The organism is Streptomyces cavernae (genome assembly GCF_004023625.1).
Classification (GTDB): Bacteria; Actinomycetota; Actinomycetes; order Streptomycetales; family Streptomycetaceae; genus Streptomyces; species Streptomyces cavernae.
On sequence record NZ_ML137712.1, the window covers coordinates 86,660 to 99,995 of the forward strand.

At 71.6% G+C, this 13,336-nt stretch carries 13 protein-coding genes; 6 read left to right on the top strand and 7 right to left on the bottom strand.

Annotated elements, in window-relative coordinates; translation table 11 throughout:
* Nucleotides 1–12 precede the first annotated feature (12 nt).
* The 5 genes from EF387_RS06435 to EF387_RS06455 all read right to left on the bottom strand — a co-directional run bounded on the left by EF387_RS06435 (nt 13) and on the right by EF387_RS06455 (nt 6,108).
* Nucleotides 13–735, bottom strand: coding sequence for a cytochrome b/b6 domain-containing protein (locus EF387_RS06435; protein WP_128375510.1), 723 nt, complete (start codon nt 733–735; stop codon nt 13–15).
* A complete protein-coding gene (locus EF387_RS06440) occupies nt 719–1,477 on the bottom strand; it encodes a molybdopterin-dependent oxidoreductase (RefSeq protein ID WP_420802537.1) in 759 nt (252 codons plus the stop codon). Before EF387_RS06440 ends, EF387_RS06435 begins: the two co-directional genes overlap by 17 nt.
* An 88-nt stretch (nt 1,478–1,565) precedes the next feature.
* Entirely contained in the window at nt 1,566–3,113 is a 1,548-nt protein-coding gene (locus EF387_RS06445; RefSeq protein ID WP_128375512.1) for an APC family permease, read from the bottom strand.
* A gap of 65 nt (nt 3,114–3,178) precedes the next feature.
* Nucleotides 3,179–4,129, bottom strand: a complete 951-nt coding sequence (locus EF387_RS06450; protein WP_128375513.1) for a hypothetical protein — start codon at nt 4,127–4,129, stop codon at nt 3,179–3,181.
* Nucleotides 4,130–4,452: 323 nt separating this feature from the next.
* On the bottom strand, nt 4,453–6,108 hold the full coding sequence (locus EF387_RS06455) for an FAD-binding dehydrogenase (RefSeq protein WP_128375514.1): 1,656 nt from the start codon (nt 6,106–6,108) through the stop codon (nt 4,453–4,455).
* A gap of 303 nt (nt 6,109–6,411) precedes the next feature.
* Between EF387_RS06455 and EF387_RS06460 the strand changes: the two genes are divergently transcribed.
* The 6 genes from EF387_RS06460 (at nt 6,412) to EF387_RS06485 (ending at nt 11,347) form a co-directional block, all read left to right on the top strand.
* Nucleotides 6,412–6,927, top strand: coding sequence for an NUDIX hydrolase (locus EF387_RS06460; RefSeq protein WP_128375515.1), 516 nt, complete (start codon nt 6,412–6,414; stop codon nt 6,925–6,927).
* Between the two features lie 144 nt (nt 6,928–7,071).
* On the top strand, nt 7,072–7,464 hold the full coding sequence (locus tag EF387_RS06465) for a YidH family protein (RefSeq protein WP_128375516.1): 393 nt from the start codon (nt 7,072–7,074) through the stop codon (nt 7,462–7,464).
* Nucleotides 7,461–7,784: a DUF202 domain-containing protein gene (locus EF387_RS06470; protein ID WP_128375517.1), complete on the top strand. Its 324-nt coding sequence runs from the start codon at nt 7,461–7,463 to the stop codon at nt 7,782–7,784. The genes EF387_RS06465 and EF387_RS06470 overlap by 4 nt, the downstream gene beginning before the upstream one ends.
* An 82-nt stretch (nt 7,785–7,866) precedes the next feature.
* Nucleotides 7,867–8,772: an MBL fold metallo-hydrolase gene (locus EF387_RS06475; protein WP_128375518.1), complete on the top strand. Its 906-nt coding sequence runs from the start codon at nt 7,867–7,869 to the stop codon at nt 8,770–8,772.
* Between the two features lie 310 nt (nt 8,773–9,082).
* Nucleotides 9,083–10,117, top strand: coding sequence for a phosphotransferase family protein (locus EF387_RS06480; RefSeq protein ID WP_128375519.1), 1,035 nt, complete (start codon nt 9,083–9,085; stop codon nt 10,115–10,117).
* Nucleotides 10,118–10,123: 6 nt separating this feature from the next.
* Nucleotides 10,124–11,347 (top strand): acyl-CoA dehydrogenase family protein, encoded by a 1,224-nt coding sequence (locus tag EF387_RS06485; protein WP_128375520.1) that lies wholly within the window; start codon nt 10,124–10,126, stop codon nt 11,345–11,347.
* A 303-nt stretch (nt 11,348–11,650) separates the two neighbouring features.
* On the opposite strand, the gene EF387_RS06490 is transcribed toward EF387_RS06485, so the two are convergent.
* Both EF387_RS06490 and EF387_RS06495 read right to left on the bottom strand, forming a co-directional pair.
* The gene (locus EF387_RS06490) at nt 11,651–12,244 is read right to left on the bottom strand and encodes a TetR/AcrR family transcriptional regulator (RefSeq protein ID WP_128375521.1); all 594 of its coding nucleotides are present in this window, start codon (nt 12,242–12,244) and stop codon (nt 11,651–11,653) included.
* 220 nt (nt 12,245–12,464) lie between these two features.
* Nucleotides 12,465–13,229, bottom strand: a complete 765-nt coding sequence (locus EF387_RS06495; protein ID WP_128375522.1) for an SDR family oxidoreductase — start codon at nt 13,227–13,229, stop codon at nt 12,465–12,467.
* Nucleotides 13,230–13,336: the final 107 nt, after the last annotated feature.

Here is a 13,336-nt window from a genome sequence, read left to right on the forward strand (position 1 = left end):
GCCAAAGCACCCCTATGGGCGCCAGAGGCGGTGTTCGCGCTCGGCCCACTCCCTGCTGACCGATCCCGTCCGCAGACCGCGGCGGGCCTCCGGGTCCGCCACGGCCATGCCGATGTGTCCGGCCAGGACGATGCCGATGGTCAGGGCCAGCCAGTCGTGGACGAAGGTCGCGCCGGTGCGCCAGGCCAGCGGGGTGAGGTGGGTGAACCACATCATGAGGCCGGTGCCGAGCATGACGAGCGTGGCGCCGGCGATCCAGGCGGAGTACACCTTCTGGCCCGCGTTGAACTTGCCCGCCGGGCGGGACTCGGGGCGCTTGTCGCGGCGCAGTGCGGCGCGCAGCCACTGGCCGTCGTGCGGGCCGAAGCGGTTCAGGACACCGAGGTCGGTGCGGAAGGCCCGGGACGCCAGGCCGAGCAGGAACGGTACGGGCAGCAGGACGCCCGACCACTCGTGGACGCGGACCACCAGTTCCCGGCGCCCGATGAGTTCGGCGAGCTCCGGGACGTACAGACAGGCCGCGGTCACCACGCAGACGGCCATCAGCGCGGCGGTGGCCCGGTGCACCCAGCGCTCGGCCCGGGTGAACCTCCCTACCCGCGCGAGGAGCGGCCCGGCGGCCTCGGCGACCCGGTCCCCGGTGGGACTGGGGCCGGCGCTCCGGTCCCCGGGGGGACGGGGGGCGGCGGGGCGGGGGTCGGCGGGGAGACCGGGGGCGTCACGTCGTGGGTTCATCATCACGCCCGTTCGACCTGCCGACCCAGGCGTCGATGTCATAGCCGCGCCGCTCCCAGTAGCCGGGCCGGACGTCGTCGGTGAGGGTGATGCCGGAGAGCCACTTCGCCGACTTGTAGAAGTACATGGGCGCGACGTAGAGGCGGACCGGCCCGCCGTGGGAGTGGGAGAGGGGCTTGTCCTGCATCCGGAGGGCCACCAGGACGTCCGCGCGGCGGGCCTGGTCCAGGGTGAGGCTCTCGGTGTACACGCCGTCGAAGCAGGTGAAGCGGACGGCCCCGGCCGATGAGCGCACCCCGGCGGCGTCCAGCAGGTGCGACAGCCGTACGCCTTCGAAGGGCGTCTCCGGCACCCGCCAGCCCGTCACGCACTGCACGTCGCGCACGATCCGGGTCTGCGGCATCGCGCGCAGGTCGGCCAGGGAGTACGACGCCGGACGGTCGACCAGGCCGTCGATCTTCAGGGTGTAGTCGCCGGAGTCCTTGCGCGGCACGGAGGCGGCGACGGAGTAGTAGCGGAAGCCGCCGCCGTTGGGGAGCAGTCCGGTCAGTCCGGTGGGGTCCTTGTCGGAGGCGGCGCCGAGGAAGGACTCCAGGCCGCGCTGGAGGACCGGAGCGGCGGCGACCCCGGCCGCGCCGAGCCCGAGCATGCCCAGCACGAGCCGACGCCCGACCGGTGTGCCGGTCGCGTCCGTCCGCTCCGCCGATCCGTCCGGTGGTTCAGCCTGTGGTTCGGGGTTCACGCGGTCCATTGAACACCCGGGTCCTCCTCGGCTCAGGAGAACCCGGGTGTGCGTCAGAGTTCCGTAATGACTCCACACGGACCCTCGGTCAGTCCGCCGACTCGGCCGCCTTGTCCAGCTGGAACGCCTCGTTGCCGAGTCCGATGCGGGCGTGCGCCTCGGGGTTGCGGGCGCGCAGGACCCCGCCGAGGACCAGTCCCGCCACCAGCGCGAGACCGATGATCCCGGGCAGCACCCAGCTCAGCGACGACTCGGGACCGGCGCCCACGAGAACGTCGAAGTCCTTGACGGTGTACACCGCGATGACCAGCAGCGCCGCTCCGGAAATCCCTGCCGTCACCAGCCGCCAGACCTGGGCGCCTGCCGCGCCGCGCCGGGCGAAGAAGACGATGACGGACAGCGACGCGGCGGCCATCAGCACGATCACCCCGAGGGCGCCCATGTTGCCCAGCCAGGTGAACAGCTGCAGCACGGGCGCGGTGGGGTCACCGACCGGCTTGTCGTCGGAGAGCGCGAAGACGACGATGACGACCACGGACACCACGGTCTGCAGCAGCGAACCCGTGCCCGGGGCACCGCTGGCCCCGGTGGTCCGCCCGAAGGCGCGCGGCAGCAGACCCTCGCGGCCCATGGCGAAGGCGTACCGGGCGACCACGTTGTGGAAGCTGAGCAGCGCGGCGAACATACCGGTCACGAACAGCACGTGCATGACGTCCGTGAACGTCTCGCCGAGCCGTGGCTCCGCGAGGAAGAAGAGCAGTCCGGGGCCCTGCTTCTGGGCGGTGGGCACCACCGCGGAGGGCCCGGCGGCGACGGTCAGGGCCCAGGAGCTGATCGCGAAGAAGACGGCGACGAAGCCGATCGCGAGGAACATCACCCGGGGCACCAGGGTCTGCGGGCGGCTGGTCTCCTCCGCGTACACTGGCGCCTGTTCGAAGCCGGTGAAGGCGGCGATGCACAGGCACAGTGCGGTGCCGACGCCCGCCCCCGTGAGCGTGTCGGGGTTGAAGGCGTGCAGGGACAGGCCCTCCTTGGCGGGGTCGGCGACGGCCGAGAGGTCGAAGACGACGACCAGCAGCACCTCGATGACCAGCAGGACGCCGAGCACCTTCGCGTTCACGTCGATCTTCAGCCAGCCGAGCAGCCCGACGAGCGCGGCCGCCACGAGCGCCGGTATCCACCAGACGAGTTCGGTGTCGAGGTAGGTGGCGAACAGGCCGGAGACCTCGAAGCCGAAGATGCCGAAGATGCCGACCTGCAGCGCGCTGTAGGCGACCAGGGCGAGCAGTGCGGCGCCGGCGCCCGCGGTGCCGCCGAGGCCGCGCGCGATGTAGGCGTAGAAGGCGCCGGCGTTGTGGACGTGGCGGCTCATCTCGGCGTACCCGACGCTGAACAGGGCGAGCACCACGCCGAGGATGACGAAGATCAGCGGCTGCCCGACGACGCCCATCACCGCGAAGGCGGTGGGCATGACGCCCGCGACCACCATCAGCGGTGCCGTCGCCGCCAGCACGGACAGCAGCAGGCCGACGGTGCCCAGCCGGTCGGCGCGCAGGGCGCGGTCCTGCCCCTTGAAGGTACTGATGCCGCCGCTTGCGGCACTGGGTCTGCTCGCGTTCGAACTGCCCGTCGTCATCGCGGGGGTTCCTTTCGGGTCCTTCGGTTGTGGGTGGTGCAGAACCGTTCGGATGGGTGGGTGGTTCAGACCGTGCCGAGCGCGGTGGTGCGCGCGGCATGGAAGGCTTGGTACGGATCCCGGTCCGGGTACGACCACGGCGCCGGGGTCGCATGGCTGCCGATGCGGTGGAACAGCGCCGCCGCTTCGGCGCCCCGGCCCTCGCAGAACTTCGCGTGGGCCAGGAAGTTGAGGTCGACGAAGCTGCGCGGGTGTTCCTCGCGCTCCCACTCCAGCCACCAGTCGAAGGCGGCCTTCATCACCTGCCGGGCCCGCCGGCCGATCCAGTGCCCGGAGGCGGCCGGGTCGGCGGGTTCGCTGCCGGCGGCGGCGAGGACCCGGTAGCGCTCGGCGTGCGCGACGACGGGGAGGATCGCGAGGGGCGAGTCCGCGGGGGCCTGTTCGGCGGCCCAGTTGGCGAAGTCGTACACCTCGTGCAGCGGGTCCTGGCCCGCCTCGGGTCTGCGTTCGGCGAGCCGGGCGGCCATCAGGTGGTGGGCGTGGTGGTGTTCGCGGTAGCGGTGGCGGACCTCGTCGAAGAGCTGGACGACGCCCTGTTCGGTGCCGGTGGAACGTTCGAGCATCAGCAGGCCGAGCCAGGGCGTCGGGTCGGCGGGGACCAGCGCGGCCGCGGCCCGGCAGGCCTCGCGGGCCCTGTCGGGGCGCTCCTTGCCCTGCAGCGCGCGGTACACCATGGCGCAGCCGAGCAGCACGGCGGCGTCCGCCGACTCGGGTTCGGCGAGTTGCCAGTCGCGCGCCCAGGCGAGGGTGGAGGGTTCCTGGGCGAGGACGGTGACGCGGTGTCCGCGGCGGTCCCAGTCGTCCCCGGTCCGGTCGAGCAGGGCCCGCACTGCGGTCCAGCGGCCTCCGGCCAAGGCGGTCCGGGCGGTGATGAGTTCGGCGTCGTCGAGAGCGGCGTCGAAGGCCTGGGCGGCCCGTTTCCTGGAGCGGCCCAGCGGGGGTGGGGGTGGCGGCACCGCTGGACTTCCTCATCACGCGGTTGTCAGGAGCTGATCACAAACAGCAAAGCGACAACCGAAGCGCGCCGTCAAGCTTCACTTTTTCGCTACACGTGTCAAATTACCCTCCGTTTACGAAAGTTACTTCCACAGTCACCCAGGTGCCCTCACAACGTCTCGAAAGAGGAGCACATTTGGCCACGGTCCCGCATCGCCCGCCTGCCGTCGTACGCCCCACGACCAGCCACCGGGCCCGCACCGAAGGGAAGTCGGCACGAGCCCGGTGGCTGAAAATCTTCGTGGTGGAGTGCGAGGGAGACGGAGTCGGCTGTGGTTCGCGCTCAGTCCACGGCCTTGGCGGCCGCGCGTCCCGCCGTACGCCCCGAGAACAGGCAGCCGCCGAGGAACGTTCCCTCCAGCGATCGGTAGCCGTGCACGCCGCCGCCGCCGAAGCCGGCCGCCTCGCCCGCCGCGTACACGCCCGCCAGCGGATCGCCGCCGTCCGTCAGCACCCTGGCGGACAGATCGGTCTCCAGGCCGCCGAGCGTCTTGCGCGTGAGGATGTTGAGCCGTACCGCGATCAGCGGGCCCGCCTTGGGGTCGAGGATGCGGTGCGGGGTGGCGGTGCGGATCAACTTGTCGCCGAGGTACCTGCGGGCGCCGCGGATCGCGGTGATCTGGAGGTCCTTGGTGAACGGGTTGGCGACCTCCCGGTCGCGGGCGGTGATCTCGCGGCGCAGCGCGGCCTCCTCGATGAGGGGCTCCTTGGTGAGCGCGTTCATGCCGCGCACCAGCGCGCCCAGGTCCTTCTCGACGACGAAGTCCACGCCGTGGTCCATGAACGCCTTGACGGGTCCTGGCACGTCGGCGCGCGCCCGGACGAACACGTCCTTGACGGACTTGCCCGTCAGATCGGGGTTCTGTTCGGACCCGGAGAGCGCGAACTCCTTGCCGATGATCTTCTGGTCGAGGACGAACCAGGTGTGCTCGTGGCCGGTCCGCATGATGTGCTCGAGCGTGCCGAGGGTGTCGAAGCCGGGGAACAGCGGCACGGGGAGGCGGTTGCCGAGCGCGTCCAGCCACAGGGAGGACGGGCCGGGCAGGATGCGGATGCCGTGGTTGTTCCAGATGGGGTCCCAGTTGTGGATGCCCTCGGTGTAGTGCCACATCCGGTCGCGGTTGATCAGACGCGCGCCCGCGTCCTCAGCGATGCCGAGCATCAGCCCGTCCACGTGCGCCGGCACACCGGAGACCATCTTCTCGGGCGCCTTGCCGAGGCGCTCGGGCCAGTTGGCGCGCACCAGGTCGTGGTTGCCGCCGATGCCGCCCGAGGTGACGATCACCGCCTGGGCACGGAACTCGAAGGCCCCGGTGACGGAGCGGCTGCTGGCCTTGCCGCGCTCGACGCCGGACGGCTCCAGGATCTCCCCGGTGACCGTGTCGACACTGCCCGCGCTGCGGGACAGACCCGTGACCCGGTGGCGGAACTTCAGCTGGACCAGGCCGCGCGCGGCACCGGCCCGCACCCGCCGCTCGAAGGGCTCGACCACGCCCGGTCCGGTCCCCCATGTGATGTGGAAGCGGGGCACGGAGTTGCCGTGGCCGCCCGCGTCGTAGCCGCCGCGCTCGGCCCAGCCGACCACCGGGAAGAAGCGCACGCCCTGCCCGTACAGCCAGGCCCGCTTCTCGCCCGCCGCGAAGTCGACGTACGCCTCCGCCCACTTGCGCGGCCAGTGGTCCTCGGGACGGTCGAAGGCGGCGGTGCCCATCCAGTCCTGAAGGGCGAGGGCGTGGCTGTCCTTGATGCGCAGCCGGCGCTGTTCGGGCGAGTCGACGAAGAACAGGCCACCGAAGGACCAGTGGGCCTGGCCACCGATGGACTGCTCCGGTTCCTGGTCGAGAAGGATGACCTTGCGGCCGGCGTCGACCAGCTCCGCGGTGGCCGCGAGGCCGGCGAGACCCGCCCCGATCACGATCACATCTGCGTCGTAGGCCATAGTGCCCCCGCCCTCCATAGCGCTTGTATCGCTCGTGCCGTGGCGCCGGTGCCGCCGGTGGTGGCGCCGCCCGGTCGTACCTGCCGTTGCTGCTGGTTCGCTGGTGCTGTCTGCTGTCGTGCTGTCGTGCTGTTCCGAACTGTCGTGCTCTTCGAGCTGTTCGGGCCGGCGGCCGGGCCAGCTCTTGTTACTGAACGGTCAGATCCTTTCGGCACAGGAGTGACCGAGTCAACTGTCGGGCCCTGCCGCTCCCCCTGGGGGCGCGGCACGTGCGGGGCGGGCGGGTGGGCTTGGATGGGGGTCATGAATCCCGCCGATGAGATGCTCGACATCGTCGATGAGCACGACCGGGTCGTGGCCCGTGTGGCGCGAGGTGAGGCGTACGCCCGCGGGCTCAGGCACCGGTGTGTGTTCATCCAGGCACGCGACCGCGAGGGGCGGATCTTCGTGCACCGGCGTACGGCCGCCAAACTCGTCTTCCCGTCGCTGTACGACATGTTCGTCGGCGGGGTCGTCGGGGCCGGGGAGTCCTACGACGACGCCGCCCTGCGGGAGGCGGAGGAGGAACTGGGGGTCTCGGGGCTGCCCCGGCCCGAGCCGCTGTTCAAGTTCCTGTACGACGACGGGGCCGGCCGCAGTTGGTGGTCGGCCGTGTACCGGGTCCGGTGCGATCTCCCGGTGCATCCCCAGGTGGAGGAGGTCGCCTGGCACGGCTTCCTGCCGGAGGACGAGGTGGAGCGGCGGCTGACCGACTGGGCGTGGGTGCCGGACGGGCTGGCGGCGTACGAGCGGCTGAAGGCATACCGGTCCATGGGCTGAGGGCCGCAGGGGTGCCCGGGCAGCTGAAGGCGCACTGGGCCATGGGCTGAGGGCCGCAGGGGTGCCCGGGCGGCTGAAGGCGCACTGGACCATGGGCTGAGGGCCGCAGGGGTGCCCGGGCGGGGCGCGGGTAGGGTCCTGTGCGTGAGCGAGTTCGTACGGAACGTCAGGCTGTGGTTCGCGCCCCAGGAGATCCGGGAGGAGGGCGGGACGCCCGACTACCGGTTCTCACTGGCCAACGAGCGCACCTTCCTGGCCTGGCTGCGCACCGCGCTCGCGCTGATCGGCGGAGGGTTCGCCGTGGACCAGTTCCTGCCGGACCTGCGCTGGGCGTGGCGGGCCGGTCTGGCGCTCGCGCTGCTCGCGGCCGGTGTGCTGTGTGCCCTGCGCGCGGTCAACCACTGGGTGCGCACCGAGCGGGCCATGCGCCGGGGCGAGGACCTGCCGGTGTCACGGTTCCCGGCGCTGCTGAGCCTCGTCGTCGCGGTCGTCGCCGTCGCCATGGTGGTCGTCGTGCTCACCGGGTGGGAGGGGTGAGCGAAGCGCGGGGGACCACTCGCGATCCCGGGCTGCAGCCCGAACGCACGCGCCTCGCGTGGCGGCGTACGACGCTTGCGTCCACGGTCGTCGTGATCCTCGCCGTAAGGGCCCTGCTGCACGGCGGGATGCCCGCGGTGGGCGTGGTGGCCGGTGCCCTGTGCTGCCTGTTGTGGCTGTGCTTCCTGTGGCTCGCCCACCGTCGCATCCACGCCCTCGCGGCGCCCGGGCAGCCCGTGTCGCTCACCCCCCGGCACGCGGCGGCCGCCACCCTGTGCACGGTGGCGGTGGCGGTCTGCGCGGCGGTGCTCGTCCTCTGACGGACGCACCGCCCCGGTTTTTCCCGGCGGTCGCCCAACTGACACGCTCCGACCCATCATTGACGAATGCTCGGGAGTGGCTATGAGCGCCGGTGAACCGTACACCCTCCAACTTGCCGACGACGTACACGCCTATGTGCAGCCGGACGGGGGGTGGTGCCTCAACAACGCGGGGTTCGTCAGTGACGGGACGACGACCCTGCTCGTGGACACCGCCGCGACCCAGCGGCGTACCGAGGCACTGGCCGCGGCTATCACGGCTAGCGGCGCGCCGCGGCCGTCGTACGTCGTCAACACCCACCACCACGGCGACCACACCTACGGCAACGCCCACTTCGCGACCACCGTGGTCTCCCACGCCGACTGCCGCAAGGAGGCCCTGGCCAGCGGGCACCACCTGGAGCTCATCTGGCCCGGGACCGACTACGGGGACATCAAGATCACCGGCGCCGACCTCACGTACACCGACCGCATGACCCTGCACACCGCCGGCACCGACGTGGAGCTCCTGCACCCGGGCGCGGCCCACACCATCGGCGACTCCATCGTGTGGCTGCCGCACCGGCGGATCGTCTTCACCGGTGACCTCGTCTTCGAGGGCGGCACCCCGTTCTTCCTGATGGGCTCGCTCAGCGGCTCGCTGCGGGCGCTGGAGCTGCTGCGCGACCTGGGCGCCGAGACGGTCGTGCCGGGGCATGGCAAGGTCACCGACCCGTCCGCGTTCGACCGCACCGAGCGCTACGTCCGCTTCGTGGCCGGGGTCGCGGAGAAGGCCCACGCGGCGGGGCGTACGCCGCTGGAGGCGGCCCGCGAGACGGACCTCGGGGAGTTCGCCGAGTGGCAGGAGAGCGAGCGGCTGGTGGCGAACCTGCACCGCGCCTACGCCGAGTTGGACGGTCTGCTCGAGGGAGCGCCGGTCGACTCCATCGCCGCGTTCGGGGACATGGCCGCGATGAACGGCGGCCGGATGGTGGCCTGCCACGCGTGACTCCGCGGCGCCGGCCTCCACGCGCCCGGGGGCCTTGGCTTGCCCGCCGGTCTCCGCGCCGGCTGGCCGGGGAGCCAGCCCCCGCCCACCCGCCTCGCGCGCCCGCGGGCGGCCCGCAGGGCCCGCCTTCGCCCGGGCGGGCACGGACTGACGGAGACGGGGCCGTTCGCCCGGCGTGGGGGCAGGCGGGGGGAAAGCGATACGGATCACGTTGGTCCCGCACCACTGGACGGCATACCGACCGGTCGGCATCATGAGGTGTGCGACACCGTCATCCGCGGAATGCCGGGACAACCGAACAGGAGCCACGATGACCCCAGACCACCCGCCCGGACTCGACCTCGACCGGCTGCGTCGACTCCTCGACACCGAGCGGCCCGGCCTGGTGCGGGGCCCGCTCACCGGCCGGCTGATCGAGGGCGGGCGGTCGAACCTGACGTACGCGGTGACGGACGGCAGCACGAAGTGGGTGGTGCGGCGTCCGCCGCTCGGCCATGTGCTCGCGACCGCGCACGACATGAAGCGCGAGCACCGGGTGATCAGCGCCCTGCACCCGACGGCGGTCCCGGTACCCGCGCCCGTGCTCCTGTGCGAGGACGAGGACGTGCTCGGGGCCCCCTTCTACGTCATGGACTTCGTCGAGGGCACCCCGTACCGCACCGCCCAGCAGCTCGCCCCGCTGGGCCCCGAGCGCACCCGGGGCGCGGTGCTGTCGCTGGTCGACACGCTGGTCGAGTTGCACGCGGTGGACGCCGCCGAGGTGGGCCTCGGTGACTTCGGCCGCCCGGAGGGCTTCCTGGAGCGGCAACTGCGCCGCTGGGGCAAGCAGTTGGACGCCTCCCGCAACCGCGACCTCGCCGGTATCGACGACCTGCACGCCGCCCTGGGCCGCACCCTGCCGCGCTCCCCGGCGCCGACCGTGATCCACGGCGACTACCGCCTGGACAACGTGCTGATCGACGCGGACGACCGGATCAGGGCGGTACTGGACTGGGAGATGTCGACCCTCGGGGATCCGCTCACCGACCTGGGCCTGCTCGTGATGTACAGCATCCCGCTCGGCACCCCCGACTCCCCCGTCTCCACGACGGCCGAGGCCGCCGGTCATCCCGATCCGGCCGAGCTGATCAAGCGGTACGCGGAGCGTTCGGGGCGCGATGTGTCCGGTGTCTCCTGGTACACGGCGTTCGCCTGGTTCAAGCTCGCCGTGATTCTCGAGGGCATCCACTACCGCTACACCCTCGGCCAGACGGTCGGCCGCGGCTTCGACCGCATCGGCGACCTGGTCCCCGTCTTCATCGAGCACGGCCTGACCACCCTCCGAGAAGGTCTCCAGGAAGGCTGACCCGCCATGGACTTCGCATACGACGCGCGCACCGAGGACCTGCGCCACAAGCTGCTCGCCTTCATGGACGAGCACGTCTACCCGGCGGAGGCCGTCGCCCACGAGCAGCGAGCGCGGCTCGCCTCGCCGTGGGACACCCCGCCGGTGGTGGAGGAGCTGAAGGCCGAGGCCCGTCGGCAGGGCCTGTGGAACCTGTTCCTGCCGGACTCCGAGTACGGCGCCGGTCTCACCAACCTCCAGTACGCCCCGCTCGCCGAGATCACCGGCCGCTCCCCGCAGCTCGCGCCGACCGCGCTGAACTGCGCGGCGCCGGACACCGGCAACATGGAGGTGCTGGCGCAGTTCGGCGACGAGCAGCAGCGGAAGCAGTGGCTTCAGCCGCTGCTCGCGGGTGAGATCCGCTCGGCGTTCGCCATGACCGAGCCGGAGGTGGCCTCCTCGGACGCCACCAATATCACCACGCACATCCAGCGAGCCTCCGACGGCACTGACGACTACGTCATCACCGGCCGCAAGTGGTACATCTCCGGGGCGATGAGCCCGGACTGCCGGATCTTCATCGTGATGGGCAAGACGGACCCCGACGGATCCGACATCCGCCGTCAGCAGTCCATGGTCCTCGTCCCGAGGGACACCCCCGGTGTCGAGGTCCGGCGCGCCATGCAGGTGTACGGGTACGAGGACCACTACCACGGCGGCCATGCCGAGGTCGTCTTCGACCACGCGCGCGTGCCCGTGAGCAACCTGATCGGCGAGGAGGGCGGCGGCTTCGCGATCGCCCAGGCACGCCTCGGTCCCGGCCGGATCCACCACTGCATGCGGCTGATCGGCATGGCCGAGCGGGCCATCGAGCTGATGTGCCGGCGAGCGGTCTCCCGGACGGCGTTCGGCAAGCCCCTGGCCCAGCAGGGCGTGGTGCACAACTGGATCGCCGACGCGCGGGTCGCGGTCGAGCAGTTGCGGCTGCTGGTGCTGAAGACCGCCTGGATGATGGACACGGTCGGCAACAAGGGCGCGCACTCGGAGATCCAGGCCATCAAGATCGCCACCCCGCGGACCGTGGTGGACATCATCGACAAGGCGGTCCAGCTGCACGGCGCCGGCGGCGTCAGCCAGGACTTCCCGCTGGCCGAGCTGTGGGCTGCCGCCCGTACCCTCCGGCTCGCGGACGGTCCGGACGAGGTGCACCAGCGGTCGCTGGCCCGGCGGGAGATCAAGCAGTACCTGTAGGCGTCCGACGCGCGGGGCGGTCATCGGGGTTAGGGCCCTTCGCATGTATCTCCGTGGAGACAGGAGCGGCGTCATGGGGGTCCCCGCTGCTCGAGCGCAGTCGAGAGCTTGGGGGAGCGTGCGATCGTCGTGCGGCGTGGAGGGTCATGTGGCGGAGCCACCTGTCCCTTCGCGCCGTGCGGCATGGGGTCCCCCTGCTCGAGCGGAGCCGAGAGCTTGGGGGAGTGCGCGCCGGGCGTCGCGACGCCCGGCAGATCCATCAGAAGGGGCCTAGCCCAAGGCCTAGCCCCGCGCAGCGGCCTCTCACGGCCGCAGCGCCCGCAGCAGCAGATCCGCCAGATGGTCGGCGACCTGCTGGGGGGTGAGGGGGCCGTCGGGGCGGTACCACGTCGAGAGGTGGTGGACCGAGCCGAAGTGGTAGTCCACCACCAGGTCGGCCGGGGTCGCCGTGGAGAACATGCCGGACTCCTGGCCCTCCTCGACGAGCGCGCGGAAACGTTCGTGGTAGCGACGGCGCTCGGCGCGCACCTGCTTGTTCTTCTCGGGGCTCAGGTGGTGCATGGAGCGGAAGAAGATCGCCGCGTCGTCGAGGTTGTCGATCGTGGTGACCACGACGTCGGCCGCCGCGTCCCGCAGCCGCTGCTCCACGGGCGCGTCGGCGTCCGCGACGGCGTCGAGGCGTTCCTGCTGGAGGCGCAGCATGCGTGCGTACACCTCGTGCAGCAGGTCGTCCTTGGAGCCGAAGTAGTGGTACAACGCGCCCTTGGTGACCCCGGCCGCCTCCACGATCTCCTGCACCGAGGTACGGTCGTAGCCCTGCTCGGCGAAGAGGCGGGTGGCGGCCGCAAGGAGCCGCTGCGGGACCGGGGTCCCGTCACCGTCCGTCGTCCTGGGCACTGCCGGCCACCTGCCTTTCCAGTTGTCGTGGGACTCGAGGAAGCGTGGAACGCGTCCCCGACGGAGGATCTTGCCACTCTTCGCCGTCGGCGAGTCGGGCAGGACCGCCACCTGCCGGGTGCTCTGGGTCGCCAGTCTCCACCCGGGCCGGCCGGCGGTTGCAGCCGGGTCCTCCTCGGCGCCCCGGCACGACCCGACCCGGTGGGTCACCCGCACGCCGTCACTGCGCGGCCTCCCACTTCTGCTGGATGTGGTTCATGTTCTCCAGCCAACGGTCCGGGACGGCCGCGCGCGCCTGGTAGTACCCGGCGACCTCGGGGTGCGGCAGGATCAGGAAGCGGTCCTCGGCGATGCCCGCGAAGAGTGCCTCCGCCACGTCCTCCGGGTCGATCGCGGTCGGTGTGAGCACCAGCTCGCCCGCGGAGCCCGAGGCGGTCAGCATGTCGGTGCGCACCCCCTGCGGACAGATGGCGTGGACCTTGATGCCGCGGTGGCGGTAGGTGAGCGACAGCCACTCGGCGAAGGCGTACGCGCCGTGCTTGGTGACGCTGTACGGAGCCGCGCCGATCATGGTGAGCAGTCCGGCCGCCGAGACCGTGGAGACGAAACGGCCGCTGCCGCGCTCCAGCCAGGCCGGGAGCAGTTCCTGGGCCGCACGGACGTGCGCCATCACGTTGACGTCCCAGGCGAGCGCCCAGACCTTCTCGTCGGCCGCCTCGGTGCCGCCGGAGGCGAGCCCGGCGTTGGCGCAGTAGACGTCGACGGTGCCGCCGAGGGCGTCCCGGGCCTCGGTCACGATCGCGGAGGCGTCGCCGGGGACCGCGATCCCGCCGATCTCGTCGGCGACGGTCCTGGCCTTGACGGCGTCCAGGTCGTTCACCACGACCCGGGCCCCCTCGGCGGCGAAGCGGCGGGCCAGTGCGGCGCCGATACCGCCTCCCGCTCCAGTGACGACCACTCCGGCATCCTGCACGGCTACCACCATCGGTCTCCTTCAGACGCGACCTCGCCAGACGCGACTCGACGCGACTGCGCGACTCCCTGCTGAGAGACTAACCGGTCGGTATGTTCGGGTGGAAGAGCTTTTCGTGG

Excerpts from the sequence above, each read along its gene's own strand:
- EF387_RS06435 (WP_128375510.1), bottom strand. The coding sequence starts at position 735 with ATGAACCCACGACGTGACGCCCCCGGTCTCCCCGCCGACCCCCGCCCC.
- EF387_RS06445 (WP_128375512.1), bottom strand. The coding sequence starts at position 3,113 with ATGACGACGGGCAGTTCGAACGCGAGCAGACCCAGTGCCGCAAGCGGC.
- EF387_RS06455 (WP_128375514.1), bottom strand. The coding sequence starts at position 6,108 with ATGGCCTACGACGCAGATGTGATCGTGATCGGGGCGGGTCTCGCCGGC.
- EF387_RS06460 (WP_128375515.1), top strand. The coding sequence starts at position 6,412 with ATGAATCCCGCCGATGAGATGCTCGACATCGTCGATGAGCACGACCGG.
- EF387_RS06475 (WP_128375518.1), top strand. The coding sequence starts at position 7,867 with ATGAGCGCCGGTGAACCGTACACCCTCCAACTTGCCGACGACGTACAC.
- EF387_RS06480 (WP_128375519.1), top strand. The coding sequence starts at position 9,083 with ATGACCCCAGACCACCCGCCCGGACTCGACCTCGACCGGCTGCGTCGA.
- EF387_RS06485 (WP_128375520.1), top strand. The coding sequence starts at position 10,124 with ATGGACTTCGCATACGACGCGCGCACCGAGGACCTGCGCCACAAGCTG.
- EF387_RS06495 (WP_128375522.1), bottom strand. The coding sequence starts at position 13,229 with ATGGTGGTAGCCGTGCAGGATGCCGGAGTGGTCGTCACTGGAGCGGGA.